At 65.2% G+C, this 14,681-nt stretch carries 17 protein-coding genes; 9 read left to right on the forward strand and 8 right to left on the reverse strand.

Annotation, left to right across the window (positions count from 1 at the left end):
- Positions 1-53: 53 nt before the first annotated feature.
- Positions 54-1,214 (reverse strand): IS110 family transposase, encoded by a 1,161-nt coding sequence (locus ACIP5Y_RS06680; protein WP_400348190.1) that lies wholly within the window; start codon positions 1,212-1,214, stop codon positions 54-56.
- Between the two features lie 239 nt (positions 1,215-1,453).
- Between ACIP5Y_RS06680 and ACIP5Y_RS06685 the strand changes: the two genes are divergently transcribed.
- Both ACIP5Y_RS06685 and ACIP5Y_RS06690 read left to right on the forward strand, forming a co-directional pair.
- Complete coding sequence (locus ACIP5Y_RS06685; RefSeq protein WP_400348191.1) at positions 1,454-2,278, forward strand: alpha/beta fold hydrolase; 825 nt, start codon at positions 1,454-1,456, stop codon at positions 2,276-2,278.
- A gap of 118 nt (positions 2,279-2,396) precedes the next feature.
- Positions 2,397-3,239 (forward strand): alpha/beta fold hydrolase, encoded by an 843-nt coding sequence (locus tag ACIP5Y_RS06690; RefSeq protein ID WP_400348193.1) that lies wholly within the window; start codon positions 2,397-2,399, stop codon positions 3,237-3,239.
- Between the two features lie 269 nt (positions 3,240-3,508).
- Here ACIP5Y_RS06690 and ACIP5Y_RS06695 read toward each other — a convergent pair whose 3' ends face one another.
- The 4 genes from ACIP5Y_RS06695 to ACIP5Y_RS06710 all read right to left on the reverse strand — a co-directional run bounded on the left by ACIP5Y_RS06695 (position 3,509) and on the right by ACIP5Y_RS06710 (position 4,711).
- A complete protein-coding gene (locus ACIP5Y_RS06695) occupies positions 3,509-3,793 on the reverse strand; it encodes a DUF6968 family protein (protein WP_400348195.1) in 285 nt (94 codons plus the stop codon).
- A gap of 10 nt (positions 3,794-3,803) precedes the next feature.
- Positions 3,804-4,046, reverse strand: a complete 243-nt coding sequence (locus ACIP5Y_RS06700) for a hypothetical protein (RefSeq protein WP_400348196.1) — start codon at positions 4,044-4,046, stop codon at positions 3,804-3,806.
- Positions 4,047-4,127: 81 nt separating this feature from the next.
- Positions 4,128-4,403 (reverse strand): hypothetical protein, encoded by a 276-nt coding sequence (locus ACIP5Y_RS06705; RefSeq protein ID WP_400348197.1) that lies wholly within the window; start codon positions 4,401-4,403, stop codon positions 4,128-4,130.
- Positions 4,400-4,711, reverse strand: a complete 312-nt coding sequence (locus tag ACIP5Y_RS06710) for a hypothetical protein (protein WP_400348198.1) — start codon at positions 4,709-4,711, stop codon at positions 4,400-4,402. Before ACIP5Y_RS06710 ends, ACIP5Y_RS06705 begins: the two co-directional genes overlap by 4 nt.
- Positions 4,712-4,889: 178 nt before the next feature.
- Between ACIP5Y_RS06710 and ACIP5Y_RS06715 the strand changes: the two genes are divergently transcribed.
- Together ACIP5Y_RS06715 and ACIP5Y_RS06720 are read left to right on the forward strand one after the other, a co-directional pair.
- Positions 4,890-6,071: a helix-turn-helix domain-containing protein gene (locus ACIP5Y_RS06715; protein ID WP_400348199.1), complete on the forward strand. Its 1,182-nt coding sequence runs from the start codon at positions 4,890-4,892 to the stop codon at positions 6,069-6,071.
- A gap of 61 nt (positions 6,072-6,132) precedes the next feature.
- Positions 6,133-6,690 (forward strand): flavoprotein, encoded by a 558-nt coding sequence (locus ACIP5Y_RS06720; protein ID WP_400348200.1) that lies wholly within the window; start codon positions 6,133-6,135, stop codon positions 6,688-6,690.
- 275 nt (positions 6,691-6,965) lie between these two features.
- Here the strand turns inward: ACIP5Y_RS06720 and ACIP5Y_RS06725 are convergent, their stop codons facing one another.
- A complete protein-coding gene (locus ACIP5Y_RS06725; RefSeq protein WP_400348201.1) occupies positions 6,966-7,616 on the reverse strand; it encodes an HAD family hydrolase in 651 nt (216 codons plus the stop codon).
- A 416-nt stretch (positions 7,617-8,032) separates the two neighbouring features.
- Here ACIP5Y_RS06725 and ACIP5Y_RS06730 point away from each other — a divergent pair, with 416 nt between their 5' ends.
- Both ACIP5Y_RS06730 and ACIP5Y_RS06735 read left to right on the forward strand, forming a co-directional pair.
- Positions 8,033-8,680 (forward strand): type IV toxin-antitoxin system AbiEi family antitoxin, encoded by a 648-nt coding sequence (locus ACIP5Y_RS06730; protein WP_400348202.1) that lies wholly within the window; start codon positions 8,033-8,035, stop codon positions 8,678-8,680.
- Positions 8,670-9,416: a nucleotidyl transferase AbiEii/AbiGii toxin family protein gene (locus ACIP5Y_RS06735; protein WP_400348203.1), complete on the forward strand. Its 747-nt coding sequence runs from the start codon at positions 8,670-8,672 to the stop codon at positions 9,414-9,416. The genes ACIP5Y_RS06730 and ACIP5Y_RS06735 overlap by 11 nt, the downstream gene beginning before the upstream one ends.
- Positions 9,417-9,889: 473 nt before the next feature.
- On the opposite strand, the gene ACIP5Y_RS06740 is transcribed toward ACIP5Y_RS06735, so the two are convergent.
- A complete protein-coding gene (locus ACIP5Y_RS06740) occupies positions 9,890-11,050 on the reverse strand; it encodes an epoxide hydrolase family protein (RefSeq protein ID WP_400348205.1) in 1,161 nt (386 codons plus the stop codon).
- 200 nt (positions 11,051-11,250) lie between these two features.
- Between ACIP5Y_RS06740 and ACIP5Y_RS06745 the strand changes: the two genes are divergently transcribed.
- The 3 genes from ACIP5Y_RS06745 to ACIP5Y_RS06755 all read left to right on the forward strand — a co-directional run bounded on the left by ACIP5Y_RS06745 (position 11,251) and on the right by ACIP5Y_RS06755 (position 13,917).
- A complete protein-coding gene (locus ACIP5Y_RS06745) occupies positions 11,251-12,003 on the forward strand; it encodes an SDR family NAD(P)-dependent oxidoreductase (RefSeq protein ID WP_400348207.1) in 753 nt (250 codons plus the stop codon).
- Positions 12,004-12,020: 17 nt separating this feature from the next.
- Positions 12,021-12,785 carry a class I SAM-dependent methyltransferase gene (locus ACIP5Y_RS06750; RefSeq protein WP_400348208.1) on the forward strand — a complete coding sequence of 255 codons (765 nt, stop codon included), beginning with the start codon at positions 12,021-12,023 and terminating at the stop codon, positions 12,783-12,785.
- A gap of 415 nt (positions 12,786-13,200) precedes the next feature.
- Positions 13,201-13,917 (forward strand): hypothetical protein, encoded by a 717-nt coding sequence (locus ACIP5Y_RS06755; protein WP_400348209.1) that lies wholly within the window; start codon positions 13,201-13,203, stop codon positions 13,915-13,917.
- A gap of 6 nt (positions 13,918-13,923) precedes the next feature.
- On the opposite strand, the gene ACIP5Y_RS06760 is transcribed toward ACIP5Y_RS06755, so the two are convergent.
- A complete protein-coding gene (locus tag ACIP5Y_RS06760) occupies positions 13,924-14,649 on the reverse strand; it encodes an SDR family oxidoreductase (protein WP_400348210.1) in 726 nt (241 codons plus the stop codon).
- Positions 14,650-14,681: the final 32 nt, after the last annotated feature.

Raw genomic sequence — 14,681 nt, forward strand, 5'->3', positions numbered from 1 at the left:
GCTCAGTATTGCCGGCGCGCCTGCTGAACGCACTATTCTGGCACCCCTCTATGTCAAGACATCGGTGTGGGTGTGGGGTTAGCCTGTTTGTTGGGTCCGGGATGTGGCTTGTCCGAAGGATCGGTGTGCGGGTTGGAGCCGGTCGCGCTGGAGTCAGTAGTCGTTCCCGATTGCCCTCCCGGGCCTGCCCATTCACGGCGCCGCTGATCAGCGAGCATCCTCATGTAGATCACGTTCGAGAGTCGTCTTTTGAGTGCGCGCAGGGCTTCCATCGAGGTCTTTCCGCCCGCTCTGCGGCCGTCGTAGTAGACCCGGCCTGGTGTGCGGTTGCGTAGTTGGACGATGGCCATAATGTGCAGGACCCGGTTGATCTTGCGGTTCCCGGCGCGCGAAAGCCGGTGCCGCTGTTGATCACCCGAGGACGCGTCCAAGGGTGCGGTGCCGTTCCAGGACGCGAACCGATCTCGGTCGCGGAACCGGCGAATATCGCCGGTATCAGCCAGAAGTCGTGCCGCCGAGGACGGTCCGATCCCGTGCAGGTCCATCAGCGTGGACCCGCGGTCGGTGACCAACTGCCGCAGTTCTTTGTCCGCCGCTTTGGTCTTGCGGTCGACCGTTTCCAGGTCCTCGATCAATTCCACGACCAGACGCAGCCGGACCTGCGCGGCCGCGTCCGACGGCGTGATCTGGGCGATCAACTCACGGGCTTGACGCGCCGACAGGAACGTCTTGGCGCCACCGGGAATCAGTTCCAGAAGCAATCGGTGCAGCCGACAGACGGTTTCGGTGCGCGAACGCCCGAGCTCGTCGCGGCGGTCGGCGAGCATGCCCAATGCGACCAACTCCGGATCGGCTTCGACCCGGCGCAGATTCGGTGCATGCAAGGCGGCCAGGGCGACGGAATGGGCATCGACCGTGTCGGTTTTGCGGCCGTTGCCGGTGGCGAAGACACGGACCTGAGCAGAAAGTTTCGCGGGCACGTCGATCACGGTTTCCCCGTCGTGGACCAGACGGTGCGCGAGGTGGCGGCCGATGCCATTGCAGCCTTCCACCGCCCAGATCCGATCCGGGAATCGCTCTCCGGCAGTGAGCATTTCCGCATAGCCGGCGTTGTCGGTGCCGTATCGGCCGGTGGCCAGGACCTTGCCGGTCGGGTCGAGGGCTTCGATGGTGGCCGAGCGTTTGTGTGGGTCCATTCCGATGATGACGGTCATCGCCGTACCTCCCGCGTCAACGAACCAAGTGGTGTCCGTGCGGGAGGGCACCGCTAGTTCGAGCATCGGGGCAAGCCCCTCTTCAGCCACTCCCTGCACGGCACCCGATGGGAGGCAAGCCAGAAGAGAGCCACACCAATACCGATGGTGGGCAGCCGAATATAGGGAGCATCCCACCGGGCACCTGGATCAAATCCTGGCCGGGACCTGATCCTGACAGCAAGTGTCTAACTAGCCGAATGTCGTGCGTTTTCTGCGAGACTGGCACAGTGATTCACGCACGTAGTGGAGGTAGCGGAGATATACCGCTGATCATTGTTCACGGCGGCTCGGGCTCCTCTCGACTATGCGAGGCGTTGACGTCTGCTTTGCTGCCTCAATTCCGCTGGTGGACGGTCGATTTGCCGGGCCATGGCGAGTCTTCATGGACCCCGGGGCGGTACCGACTGGATGCGGTCGGTGCTGCCCTGGCCGAGTGGGCCGAACACGAGATCGGTGGTCCTGCATGGTGGTACGGCCATTCCTACGGCGGCCAAGCCACACTCGCCACAGCCGGTGCGACGCCCGGGCTGTTCGCCGGGTTGGTCCTCGGCGATACGCCGCTGATCCCCGAGCAGATGTACGAGCGTCTCGAACTCAGTACTGATCGAATGCGGCAGTGGCAGCAATGGTGCGGTCTGCCGGAAGACACACTGCTGCAGCTACTCGGTGACGAACCCTTCGGCGGGCGAACGACCGCGGAGGTCCTGGGGGCGGACCATTTTTATCTGCGTGGAATGGCGGAGTCGTTGCATCGCCATGATCCGAGCTTCATCGCCGCTCTGCTCGACGATCGCGATGCGGTGTATGGGTCTCTCGTGCAGGCGAACAGGTGGCTGGCCGCTATACCTGGTCCGGTCGTCCTGTTCCGGGGCGATCCGGCAGTCATGACGATGACCTCAGACGACGACGTCACGCTCATCGAGTCGGCCGGCGGAAAGGTCCACACCTTCGATGGAGTCGGACACGGGCTCCACCACTTTGCCCCGACAGCCGTCGCCACCGCAATCGCCGACTACACCTGAAACGGCAAACGCACGCTTCTGGCCCCCGCGCGTTGGTCGGCCGCCCAAACCGGTTGGCCGCCAGCGCTTCCCAACGCACTATTCTGCCGACATATCGTGCATTCGGGAGGTGTGCGACGTGTGGATTGAACATCGAACGATCGGCGAGGTCGAGCTGTACACCGCCTGCGCAGGAAGTGCTGACCACTCGCCGGTGTTGGTTATCCATGGTGGGCCCGACTGGGACCACAGCTATCTCCGGCAACCACTCGAGCGACTTGCCGACTCGAAAAGACTGCTGCTGCCAGATCTTCGGGGCTGTGGCCACTCTGCCCGTGGGCTGCCGATCCATCGCTATCACCCTGACTTGGTGGTTGCTGACCTGCTGACGATCCTGGACAGTCTCGACGTCACGACCACGGACGTATTGGGCTTTTCATTCGGCGGTCTACTAGCGCAGCGACTGGCCGTCGCTGACCCGCAGCGGGTACGCCGCATGATCATCGCGTCCAGCAGCATCGTCGCAGTGCCGACCAACGCCTACGACGGCTGGGCGGAAAGGGATGTGCTCGTAGCGCGAGAGACGGCGGTCTGGGCGGATCCAGCGCTCAGCGGGCCGGAACGCACCCGTGCGGCGGCGTTTGCCGGTGCCCGCGCCAATGTGTGGCGGGCCGAGGCGTTGCCCGAACTCCTCAAACGACTTCGTGCCGTGCAGTTTTCCGCCGATTGGGATCAGGCGCGTCGCGCAGGAATACTGCCATCGGCGCGACTCGATGATGCGGTGTCGGCGTTGGTTCGTTCGGAGATCCCGATCCTCCTTTTGCATGGCCGCTATGACATGGTCTTTCCCGCAATGCTGGCGGAGCAGGCGGCAGCCCGCCTACCCAACGCCACCGTGGTAACACTCGACGATGCCGGGCACATGGCACACATCGACCAGCCCGAGGCGTGGCTGGCCGCCGTCGCAGAGTTTCTCGAATGACGCCGCGAATATCCGCTTCTGCCGCTGATAAGGCTGTTCGGACCAAGCGCTCGGACCCGACCGCGACCTCCGCTGAGGCCACTCACCCGGGTGGGTGAGTGGCTTCTTCGAGTGGAGCTGCCCGGAATCGAATCAGGGGGCAGGCACTAGCCTGTGGGCTGTAAATCGGCTTCTACCTGCGGGTTACGCCTCACTTTGAATCGCGGATCTTGTGCAGTCCGCCGAAATTGTGGCCAGGTGTGGCCAAAGGTGGCCACACCGTACAGCGCCTAGGCTGGCCGTGTCGGATGCCCGGAACCCTCCAACGCCGCCACCGCAATCGTCATCGCCGACTCGAGCGCCTGCCACGAATCTGTGCCGCGCCCAGGGTTGCCGGTGGACCACTTCTCGCCGATACCGTCGATCCGCCACGGGCACAGCCATATCCCGTCCCGGGCGGGGTCGGGGCGTGGCGCACCGACAGCGACGACTACAGGGCCGCCATCCTCGGAGACGAGTTCGCGGGTGGCGACCGGTTCGCCGAAATCGCCGACGCCATCAAATGTTGGGGGCATGGCAGGCACCTTAATAGGGTTGGCCGTCATAGGGTGAGTTCCAGATCGGACAGTCGCCCTTATAGCACGACGCCAGCCACGATGTAGTCGCTTGCAGGCACTTCGCCTGGCTGGGGCTCTGATAGGCGTACGCCTCATAGCACTGCTCGGCGTGCCATTTGTCTTGGGCATCACACCAGTCTTTGTCACCGTAGGTGCTGCCAGCGGCGGCGACCGCGACGCCGATCGCGAGCACGGCGGCTGCACTGGACATGAACGTTCCCAAACGAGAAGCATTGCGTAGCATGGTAATTCCCTCAATATTCTCTTGTCCCCCACCCGCTCGGGTGGAAGTTCACAGGGTGAACCTGCTTCCCTTGCTGGCCCATACGGCCCGGCCGCGCTGGGTGAGATACCAGCGCTGGCCGATACCGCCATCAGTCAGCGCGATCAGCTCCCGCGCCCGCAGCCGTGCGGTGATCCGACATACGGCGCTGATCGTCAGGTGCATGCCGGGGCTGCTGGTCGCGGGTTTCGCGACGGCGGCGGCAATATCGCCGGTCGACAGTGACTCACCGGCGGCGTGCAAGGCACCCAATACAGCGAGGTCAGGCATGGTCAACGGAGTCACGCCGGGCATCCGTGCCGCCCTCCCAAGTAGCGGGCGAACGTCTCCCGAGGTGCGGCGGCCTCCACATCGACCGTGTGCATCAGCCTGTCCAAGGTGAGCGCGTCTACATGCCCGATATTGGGCACGATCACCGCGTCCACGTCGACTTCCCGGACGTAATCGACCAGGCTCAACGCGGAGTCGTCGACCGGCCGGATCAGCCGATACCCGAGACGGCGGGCCAACCGGCGGCAGATGGCCGAATCCCATTGCGGCGCTTCGCTCACCGAGTCGTTGATGTATTCCAAAGCTGTAGGTTCGCGCCTCATCACCTTTATCCCTCGCGTGGGTCGCCCTTGGTGTGGGGCACCCGTCGCCGGGGCCATTCCGGAGTGTGGAGCACGCGGTCATCCCGGACGGCGGGGCCAAGAACACGATCACCCGGATACAAGGGCGTCAAGGGACAGGAAAGGGCTAGTCCGCCGGTCTTTTTAACGGGGACGCGCCATGGCGGGCGGCGATATCCTGGACTGCATGGGCGTGGGTGAACGGATAGCGACCGAACGCAAGATCGCCGGGCTGACGCAACGGCAACTGGTGGCGCGAATGCACTACAGCCTTGCCATGCTCAAAGCCGTCGAACAGGGCCGTGAACCGGCGTCTGCCGGGTTCATCGCCGCTACCGCTAAAGCACTCCGCCTCTCACCGGACGCCTTGACGGGCACACCCTACGATGACGGGAAACCGTTGTCGGAAGCCATCAATGGAATGTCGGTCCTGCTGGCGGAGGGGCGATATGCTCGCGCGATCGAACCGCGGAAAGGCACCCTGGACGCCGATCTTACTGCGGCACAACGACTTTTCCGCGACGACAACACCCGCCAGGCGATCGAAGTGCTGCCCGACGTCATCCGCCGATTTCACGGGCTGGTGCACGAAACCACAGGTCAAGCCCAAGCAAAGGCATACAGCCAGCTCGCCCAGAGCTATCGTGTCGCGGCCTCATCGCTGCGCCGGACCGGCTGGTATTCGGTAATGCCACAGGCCCTCGATCTTGCTGACACCTATTCGGCGTTGGGGGACGACCCCTATCACGGGCCTTTCACGGCGGTTTCCCGTGCGCGTCTACTCACCGGATACGGGGAATCGGAGGTGGCTGCGAGCCTGGTCGAATCCAGCCTCAGCCATGCCGACGACACGTACGCCGGGCTCGTATTGGCAGGTCAATCCCATCTTGCGGCCGCGATCAACGAAGCCGGACGACTCGACTACTCCACGGCCATGGACCACATCACCGCCGCCCGCGAATGCGCCACGCGCACAGGCGAAACCGACCTGTACATGTCCGCGTTCGGGCCGTCCAACGTCGAAATCCATGCGCACGCAGTGGAATTGGAAGCAGGCGACCCGAACAAAGCAGCCCGTGAGGGGCAGAATCTCCAGGTCACCGCCGATATTCAATCCCCGACCCGGATCGGCCACCACTACATGGACAACGCGCGGGCGTGGGTGATGATCACGAACGGCGACAAGGCCCTCGCCGCGTTGAACAAGGCACGCCGGTACGCGCCGCAGCAAACCAGGCTGCACCCCGGGGTGCGGGAGACCATGCACGCTATCGCCCAGCTCGAGCGGCGCAGGACCGATACTCTCGTCGGCTTCGCTGCCTGGCTCGGCACCAGAATCTAACGACGGGCTACTATCCCGTTCGCACTGGTGCGGCATCCGCGGATGGCCCACCATGGGTGCCATGAACGATCAAGGGGCACCAGTCCTGTACGCCATCGCCACCGGGGCACCGCCCGCCCGCGATATCGGCAAGCTCGTGGACCTCGCCCAAGCGGACGGCTGGGACGTCTGCGTGATCGTATCCCCGGAGGGCAGCCGGTTCATCGATGCCGACGCGTTGGAGACCAAGACCGGACACCCGGTGCGCAGCCGATACAAAGACCCAGGCACCCCGGACCTTTTCCCGCCCGCCGACGCGATGATCATCGCCCCGATCACGTCGAACTCGTTGGCCAAGTGGGCGGCTGGCATCTCTGACACCTTGCCGCTCGGCCTGTTGGTGGAAGCGGTCGGCAAACGCATGCCGGTCGTGGCGGTACCTTCCGTGAACTCCGCCCTGCGCAGCTTCCCAGCCATCAGCAATGCCATCAACTCACTGTCAGAGTGGGGCGTCACCATGGTCACAGGAGAGCAGCACGCACCCGGTACCGGGGCGGGTGTATCGCACCTATTCCCGTGGGAAGAGGCGTGGGCCGCACTGCTCGAGCATCCCTGGCTGGCGGTCGACCCAGCGAACTAGCGGCTCGGTCAGACCTCGACGAAATTCTTGTGGGATCGAGCGACCGCCTCATCGCGATGCGGGACGACAAACCCAGCGAGCAAGGCGGCACCGGCACGGTAGTCGAGTTCGCCCGCAGCAAGGGAGTTCCGGTCGATATCGTCTGGCCAGCCGCGCCTGACCGACGGTCGCCCAGTCTCGCCACATTCGAGATCCGCGGTATCGATCGCTGAACTCGTCGTCAACTTGGCGCACGCCGACTGCCCAAGTGCGCACATGATCAAGTCGCTGACGATCTAGCCGTTCTCCGCTGCAGCGATTTCCGGCAACTCGTTGAGGTCGTGGATCTTCCAATCGGACAGCTCCGCGATCTCCGGCATATCCCGCTGGATCCAGCCCCACGGGCCGCGCTGGATATAGGCGGTTCGCATACCGATCGCTTTCGCCGGTGCGATGTCGTTCTCGATCCGGTCGCCGACATACACGATCTCGTTCGCCGCGCAGGGCGCGACCTCGACCACCTTTTCGAAGAACGCGGTGGACGGCTTCTCCACACCCCAATCGTCCGAGGTAGCAACGAAATCGGTGGGCAGTCCGAGGCCGCGCAGGATCTCGCCGGAGCGCAAGGTCTGGTTGCCGACGATCCCGACCCACACCCCCATGCCCTGAAGCTTCGACAATGCCTGCCGTACGTCTGGGTAGAGGTCTTGCTCGCCGTAGGTCTCTGGCTGGCCAACGGCCGCGCGTGCCTCGCGTTCCTTGGCGAGGTCGAATCCGGGTCGGAATACCTGGAAGGCTTCGCGATAGTCCTTGCCCTGTGCGATCGTGGCGCCGAAAACAGAGACGAACGTATGGCGCGGCACGCCAAACCAATCCGCCCACGTCCCATACTCACGTGTCTCGTCGACGAGTGTTTCGCCGACATCGAACACCACAGCCCCGATCACCGGGCACACGCTACCGGCTGTTCGGGAGGTGTTCCGGCCTTACGATCGGCGTGAACCGGCACGAGCTTTCCAGGGCGAGAACCAGCGAGGCCCTGCTCGACCGCCCTGTTCTCCTGACGCACATACGATTTCGAGCGTCTCCTGCGCGGAGAGCGGGAGGCGGGTTTGGCCCGCCAGCCAGGCACACCACCGCTGCGCGGCCAGCGCGGTGCGGCATCTTTCGATGTCTCGACTACCAACCTCTGCTCGCAAGCACCGCCTGCAGTCGTCAGCGTCCAGATGCTCAGATAGATGCTGTCCAAGTTCGGAGCTGGCCTTCGGCTAAAGGACCAGCAAGGCGAAGCCAAGAGGCATTACTATGCATTTCATTGGGTTATAGCCAATGAAATGCATACTGTTCGGGAGGTGGTGTTGTGGTGAGCGAACGGCACAGCACCTTGCTGCCCAGCCGACTCTGGCGGGCGCCGCTGAGAACTGTGCGGCCGCAGGACTTGGCCGAAATCTATGCCCAGCCGGGGCCAGAGGTCGCGCGGCTGGTGGATCGGGGCGTGCTGCACCGTGTCGCGCACGGCTACTACATCATCGTCCCGCCGGACTACATCGGCCGCACCTGGCTGCCCGGGTTGGAAGCGGCGGCCGCGGGTATCGCGTCCTCGATTTACGGGGTGGATCAGGCCGTCGTCATGGGTGTCAGCGCGGCGCGCGTGCTCGGAGCGATACCTCGCGCGCTGGCGACGGCGGTTGTCGCGGTTCCGGCTCAACACCGGCCGATCGCGCTGACCGACCGCCCCGCGCACGTTCGGTTCGTTCGCCGCGATACCGAAGCTCTCGACGCCGAGCGCATCGAATCGGCGCTGGGCCCGATACTGGTCACCACACCGGAACAGACCGTCCTCGATCTTGCCCGGCGTCCGGAGCTGGGCAACGCCGAGACGGAGGTTCGTTCGGCGGTCGCCACGCTCTACCGCCGCAGCGATTCGACGAGACTTGCCCAGCTCGCCGCGGACCAGCGCCTGAGCGCGGCGCTTCGACGCGCGGAAGGCTGGGTGGGAGATGAGCGATGAACATGACAGTGTCGCAGCGCAATTCGGTGTATCCCCGGAGCAGGTCGAGCGCGACCATCTGATCTCCCACCTGCTCGCGGCAATCAGCCGCCGGTTCGGCGACCGACTGCATTTCATCGGCGGAACCGCGCTCGCCCGTACACATTTGGTCAACGGCAGGCTCAGCGAGGACATCGATCTGGTCGCACTGGACAATCGAACGGTCCTCGCGACCGAACTCGATGCCGCGCTGCCACGTGCGGTCGCACGGAGCTACGGCCGACTGGAATGGATGCCGTCACTCAGCGCCGTCCCGGATACCGGTGCCGCCAGTCTTCGCGCTGCATCCGGCATATCGGTCAAGATCCAGTTGCTGTCCGCGCGCGGACGTACGTTATGGCCCACCGAACTTCGTGGCCTCGAACAGCGATACCGCGACGTGCCACCGGCCGAACTGTCCGTGCCAACGCTGCCGGCCTTTGTCGCCGGAAAGACCGCGACATGGCACGACCGTCGCGCGTCCCGCGATCTCTGGGATCTGTGGGCACTGAACAACATCGGCGCGATCGACGATGCCGCGGGCGCACTGTACCGCCGATACGGCCCCACCAACCGGCTCCCCAGCCCCGAATTGTTCGATCGCGCACCAGCCGAGGACGACTGGAATTCGCAACTGGCCGGGCAGACCCGGCTGGACGTCACCGCCGAGGTCGCGCTGACCGCGGTTCGGAACGCCTGGGCACGTATCGCCGAGTAACTGCGACGGCATCGAATCTCCGCCACCCGCTAGGTCTCGCGGACTGCCGCCCGTGCTGCTCGACGTCCTCGACCGATCCGGTGTATCGGGCTTCGCCGCCGAAGTACGCCGACACCTGAACTGAAGCGAAGGATGCACAAGATCACGTCGAACTGAATCGACCAGTCGCGACTTCCATACCGCGACAATCGCTTCGGCGGTCACATCTGGACTCATGGACTCGATCGTGGCACACCCGTTCAGGGTTGGTGTGCGGCGTAAACCGGGCGGGTACGTGCCTGCTCCGAAGCGCTCGCATCGCGACTATGAGCGGGAAGGGAACAGTGCCGAAACTCGACCGGCAGGCCGGGCGTCGAGGTTCTCGCCGAACTGGCCGGCCTGACCGAACTCGAACGCAGACACACCCACGGCAAAATCGTGCTGAGGCCCTGGCCTGAGCCATACGGTCACGGCTCGGGCGATTTCCGGCCCGGCTAGCGATTGCGGGCCTGGCGGAAGGCGTTTCGCAGCTCGCTGATCAGGGTGCCGGGTTGTTCCCAGCCCGCGAAGTGGCCGCCGTATTCCATCTCGTTCCAGCTGATGAGGTTGTCATAGCGGTGTGCTGCCCAGCGCTGGGCGATCGGGAACGGTTCGGCCGGAAACAATGTGCAGGCGGTGGGCACTGTGACCGTCTGCGCGTTCTGCGCCTCCGCGCTGCGCGGCGTCCACCGCACCGCCTCCCAATACCAGCGAGCGGTGGAGGCGCCGGTGCCGGTGAACCAGTACAGGGCGATGTCGTCCACCTGCTGTGCGACGCTGACACCACCGCCGGCCTCGGGTCGCGTGTCCGAGAACGAAACCAGCGCCTCGCTCAGCCATGCGGCGAGCCCGGCAGGAGAGTCGAGCAAGGAGTAGCCGAGCGTCTGCGGCAGCATGCCCTGGACGATCACGTGGGTCGGACCGGTCATCATGAACCTGTCCCGTTTGGCGAGCATGGCTTTCTCCGCCTCGTCGGCGGTTGCCACGTCCTCGGGCAGGGGCGACGCGATCGGCATGGTCAGATGCAGCGCGGCAACCCGTTCGGGTGCCGAGCGCGCCAGTTCGGTACTGACGAACGCGCCCCAGTCGCCGCCGTGCGCCCCGAACCGTTCGTACCCGAGCCTGGTCATCAGATCCGCCCAGGCCCGCGCGGTACGGCCGGGATTCCAACCGGGTTCCCGGGGCCGCTCGCTGAACCCGAAACCGGGCAGGGCGGGCACGACCACGTCGAATGCGTCCGCAGCGGAACCACCGTGCGCGACCGGGTCGGTCAGCGGCCCGATCAGGCTCTCGAACTCCAGCACCGAGCCGGGCCAGCCGTGCGTCAGCACCAGCGGAAAGGCGTCGGGCTCGGGCGAGCGCACGTGCCAGAACGCGATGTCCAGCCCGTCCAGACGGGTGCGAAAGTGCGGCAACGCATTCCATCGCTTCTCCAGGGACCGCCAGTCGTGTTGCCGCCAGGCATCCAACAGGCGCCGCAGACGTTCCAAGCCGATACCCTGCGTACCGTCCGGAACCGTCTCTGCTTCCGGCAGCCGGACGCGGTCGAGACGAGTCCGCAAGTCTTCCAGGTCATGTTCGGGAATGTGCACCGGAAATGGTTCGATCTCAGTCACGTCCGCAACACTAGGACGAAGGCACCGAGCCCGCCAGATGCACAAAACCGCGCACTGCCCCCGGCGTTGGTCGGTCCGATCATGTTGCGCGGCACTTCAGACCTGGCCACGGCGGATCTATCGCACCAGCGCGGGTTACCTTGTATCCGTTTGGGCGGGCGGTGATTTCGCAGTCGTCCGCGCGTGAGATGGAGACAGGCATGACAATCGAGGGTGCGGGACGGTTCGAGGGGCGGGTGGCGGTGGTGACCGGGGCCTCGTCGGGTTTGGGGCAGGCCGTGGCGCGGTCGTTGCGTGATGGCGGGGCGCGGGTTTTCGGTGTCGGCCGGGACGAGCAGCGGCTGCGCGAGACACTCGAGGGAGACGAAACCGCTTGGCAAGCAGCGGATCTGACCGATCCTGCCGCGTGCGCCACGGTGGTGCGATCGTGTGTGGATCGCTTCGGCGGGGTGGATATCCTGGTCAATGCGGCCGGTGCGCACACCATGCGCCACACGGCCGAGACCAGCGACGACGACTGGGCGCACGATCTCGCGATCAATCTGAACGCGCCGTTCTTCCTCTCCCGGGCCGCGCTCCCGCAACTGCTCGAGCGGCAGGGTTGCATCGTGAATGTCGCCTCGATCGCGGGCCTGGAGGGACAGGCCTATTCGGCCGGTTACTGCGCGGCGAAACACGGGCTGATAGGCCTGACCCGGGCGATGGCGCTCGAATTCGACGGGCGTGGGATCCGTGTGAATGCCGTGTGTCCCGGCGGCATGACCACCCCGCTGCTGCAGAACTTCACTTTCCCCGAGGACCCTGACTACGCCCTCATCATGAAGACGGCGACCGCCCGTGGCCTGATGGACCCCGCGCAGGTCGCGACGGTCATCGCCTTCCTCTGTTCCGAGGACGCCGCGGCCGTTCACGGTGCCGTCTACACCGTCGACAACGGCAAAATGGCGCACTGACACCTACCGTGGTGACCATGACCGATCATCTGGAGCGCGCGACATCGTTCGGATCGATTGCCGAGGACTACGACCGCTTCCGGCCCGGTCCGGCCGCGGCGGCGGTGGATTGGCTGATTCCGGGCGGTTGCGCGGTCGCGGTGGATCTGGCCGCGGGGACCGGATTGCTGACCCGGGCCGTGGCCGAGCGGGTGCCCGAGGTGGTCGCGGTCGAGCCCGATGAGCGCATGCGGGCGGTGTTGCAGGCCCGGTCACCGGAGGTGCGGGTACTCCAGGGGACGGCCGAGGCGATCCCGTTGCCCGATGCCAGTGTGGATGCGTTGTTCGTGTCCGCGGCCTGGCATTGGTTCGATCATGAGCGGGCCACGCGGGAGATCGGGCGGGTACTGCGCGACGGCGGGCGGCTCGGGGTGGTGCGGACCAGCCGGGATCGGGCCGTCGACTGGGTGCGGGAACTGGAACGGGCGCGCGATCTCGAACCGCTGCCCTCGGATGCGCAGCTGCGGCGTCACCGTGACGAGTTCAAGCTGCCCGACAATGACCTGTTCGAGCCCGGCGAGCGGGAGTCGTTCACGTTCACCCGCATCATGACCCTCGACGATGCCGTGGCCTGGCTGGCCACCTACAGCGGCATGATCATCGCCGATCCCGACGACCGGCACGCCCGCCTGGCCCGGGCGCGCACGGTCCTGGAGGAGCACGCCGGCGGCGCCGGCACCATCGCGATCCCCTTGCGCACCGAAGGCTGGCACGCTCGCCGCCTCCCCCGCGCAAGTATGTGAACTTCCGTCACGAAATCCTTTGCGGCAGGGCGCATGCGTCGGGGTCCGTGTCGACGCCATTGATGATGCCGGGCGATTGCCCCGTGCGCTCCTGCATCGAACGACCTACGGCCCCATACGCAATACCTACGATCAGACCGAAGCAAATTCTGTGCTGTTCCCAAGTAGGCAAATCTCCACTCGCTGATAACCAACTATTAACCGGCAAAAGTCTTGTTTGCGAGGTTTGTCTGTTTTAACGTGTTCCCAGTCCGGTCACAGCCAGTTCACAGTTTTACGGCGAGGGTATCCGAACATCATCGGATGCCGCCGGACGAAGTCGTATTCATTTGCCCCGCAAAGCGATAACGCGCGCTTTCCACCCGGGGTCGATGGAGCGTGTCCAGATGAGGGAACAGGAAGAGGATCACCGCTCGTGAAGTTCACCAAGACCGCCCTACTGATCGCCGCCGCCAGCACCACCATGGCAATCACTGCGGGCACGAGTCACGCGGCCCCGCAAGAGGTTTCCGACACCCCCACCGGGGTGGACGTCACCGCCTCCGCCACGGACGAGAGCGCCATCATCTCGACGGACGCGGGCTCACTGACCGTCGAGAACGGCACCTTCAAGATCAAGTCCCCGGAAGGAATCACCCTCGCGGGCACGGAATTGAACTTCCGCGTCGACGACTTCGAATTCCCCATCGCAGCCGAGATCTCCGACCGCACCGCCACTCTCACCCCGCAGTTCGACCTGGCCCACGCCGTTTACAAGCCGGTCGCTCTGCCCTTCGAGGACAAGGCGCCCTGGAAGAACGAATACGACCGCGAGGTCTCCGCCTGGACCCGCCTCACCTCCACCATCTCCATGGGAGCCACTCTGGGCACCCTGGTCGGCGGGCTGAGCGGCGCGGCGATCGGCTGCGTCGCAGGCGGTCTGATGCTCGGTACCGCCGCCTCGGCAGTCACCGGCATTATCGGCGCCATCTTCGCCTTCCTGCCAGGTGCCGCAATCGGCTGCCTCGTCGGTGTGGCCGCCGTGGGAGCCATCGGCACCATCCTCGGCCACATCTTCATCTCCGCCCCCATCGCCCTGGGCGCCGCAATCCAGTACTTCACCACCGTCAACACCCCCCTCCCCGGCAAGTAGCCGGTATTACGCCTGCATCGTCGGGCGGACGACGATTTCATTGACGTCGACCTCGGACGGCTGGGTGATCGCGTATTCGATCGCCGCGCCGACCGCGGTCGCCGGAATGGCGGAACGCATGCCTTCCCGTACTGCTGCGCGAATATCGTTGTCGCGGATGCCGTCCGACAGTTCCGTGCTGGTGAAGCCGGGGCTGATCACGGTGACGCGGATGTCCCGGGACTCTTGGCGCAAGCCCTCAGAGATGGCTCGCACGGCGAATTTGGTGGCACTGTAGACCGCCGCGGTCGGGTCGACGCGGTGGCCGGAGATCGAGGACAGGTTGACGATGTGGCCTGCTCCCCGGGCACGCATCAGAGGCAGGACCGCGGCTATACCGTGGAGTACGCCACGGATATTGACGTCGATCATTCGATTCCAGTCCTCGACCGCGAGGGCATCCAGTGGGGACAGCGGCATCACGCCGGCATTGTTGACGAGAACATCGATCTGTCCGTGCCGTTCCTGTGCTCCGGCGGCAAAGGATCGCATCGCCGACAGGCTGGTGACATCGAGGGCGTGATGTTCGGCCATGCCGCCGGCAGCGCGAATCTCCTTGGCTACGGCCTCGATTCGCTCCTCTCGTCGCGCGCCCAGGACCACCCGGTGGCCCGCGGCGGCCAGGAGGCGGGCGGTGGCCTCGCCGATGCCGCTGCTTGCTCCGGTGATCAGGACGACCTTGCTCGGTACCACGATGACTCCTTCGCTCGACCCCGGCGGCGGTG

It is taken from the genome of Nocardia sp. NPDC088792, assembly GCF_044750615.1.
GTDB lineage: Bacteria > Actinomycetota > Actinomycetes > Mycobacteriales > Mycobacteriaceae > Nocardia.

Bases quoted from the DNA above. Each gene is read 5' to 3' on its own strand.
- ACIP5Y_RS06695 (WP_400348195.1), bottom strand. From the start codon at position 3,793: ATGCCCCCAACATTTGATGGCGTCGGCGATTTCGGCGAACCGGTCGCC.
- ACIP5Y_RS06680 (WP_400348190.1), bottom strand. From the start codon at position 1,214: ATGACCGTCATCATCGGAATGGACCCACACAAACGCTCGGCCACCATC.
- ACIP5Y_RS06720 (WP_400348200.1), top strand. From the start codon at position 6,133: ATGAACGATCAAGGGGCACCAGTCCTGTACGCCATCGCCACCGGGGCA.
- ACIP5Y_RS06710 (WP_400348198.1), bottom strand. From the start codon at position 4,711: ATGAGGCGCGAACCTACAGCTTTGGAATACATCAACGACTCGGTGAGC.
- ACIP5Y_RS06700 (WP_400348196.1), bottom strand. From the start codon at position 4,046: ATGTCCAGTGCAGCCGCCGTGCTCGCGATCGGCGTCGCGGTCGCCGCC.
- ACIP5Y_RS06715 (WP_400348199.1), top strand. From the start codon at position 4,890: ATGGCGGGCGGCGATATCCTGGACTGCATGGGCGTGGGTGAACGGATA.
- ACIP5Y_RS06745 (WP_400348207.1), top strand. From the start codon at position 11,251: ATGACAATCGAGGGTGCGGGACGGTTCGAGGGGCGGGTGGCGGTGGTG.
- ACIP5Y_RS06735 (WP_400348203.1), top strand. From the start codon at position 8,670: ATGAGCGATGAACATGACAGTGTCGCAGCGCAATTCGGTGTATCCCCG.
- ACIP5Y_RS06750 (WP_400348208.1), top strand. From the start codon at position 12,021: ATGACCGATCATCTGGAGCGCGCGACATCGTTCGGATCGATTGCCGAG.
- ACIP5Y_RS06685 (WP_400348191.1), top strand. From the start codon at position 1,454: ATGTCGTGCGTTTTCTGCGAGACTGGCACAGTGATTCACGCACGTAGT.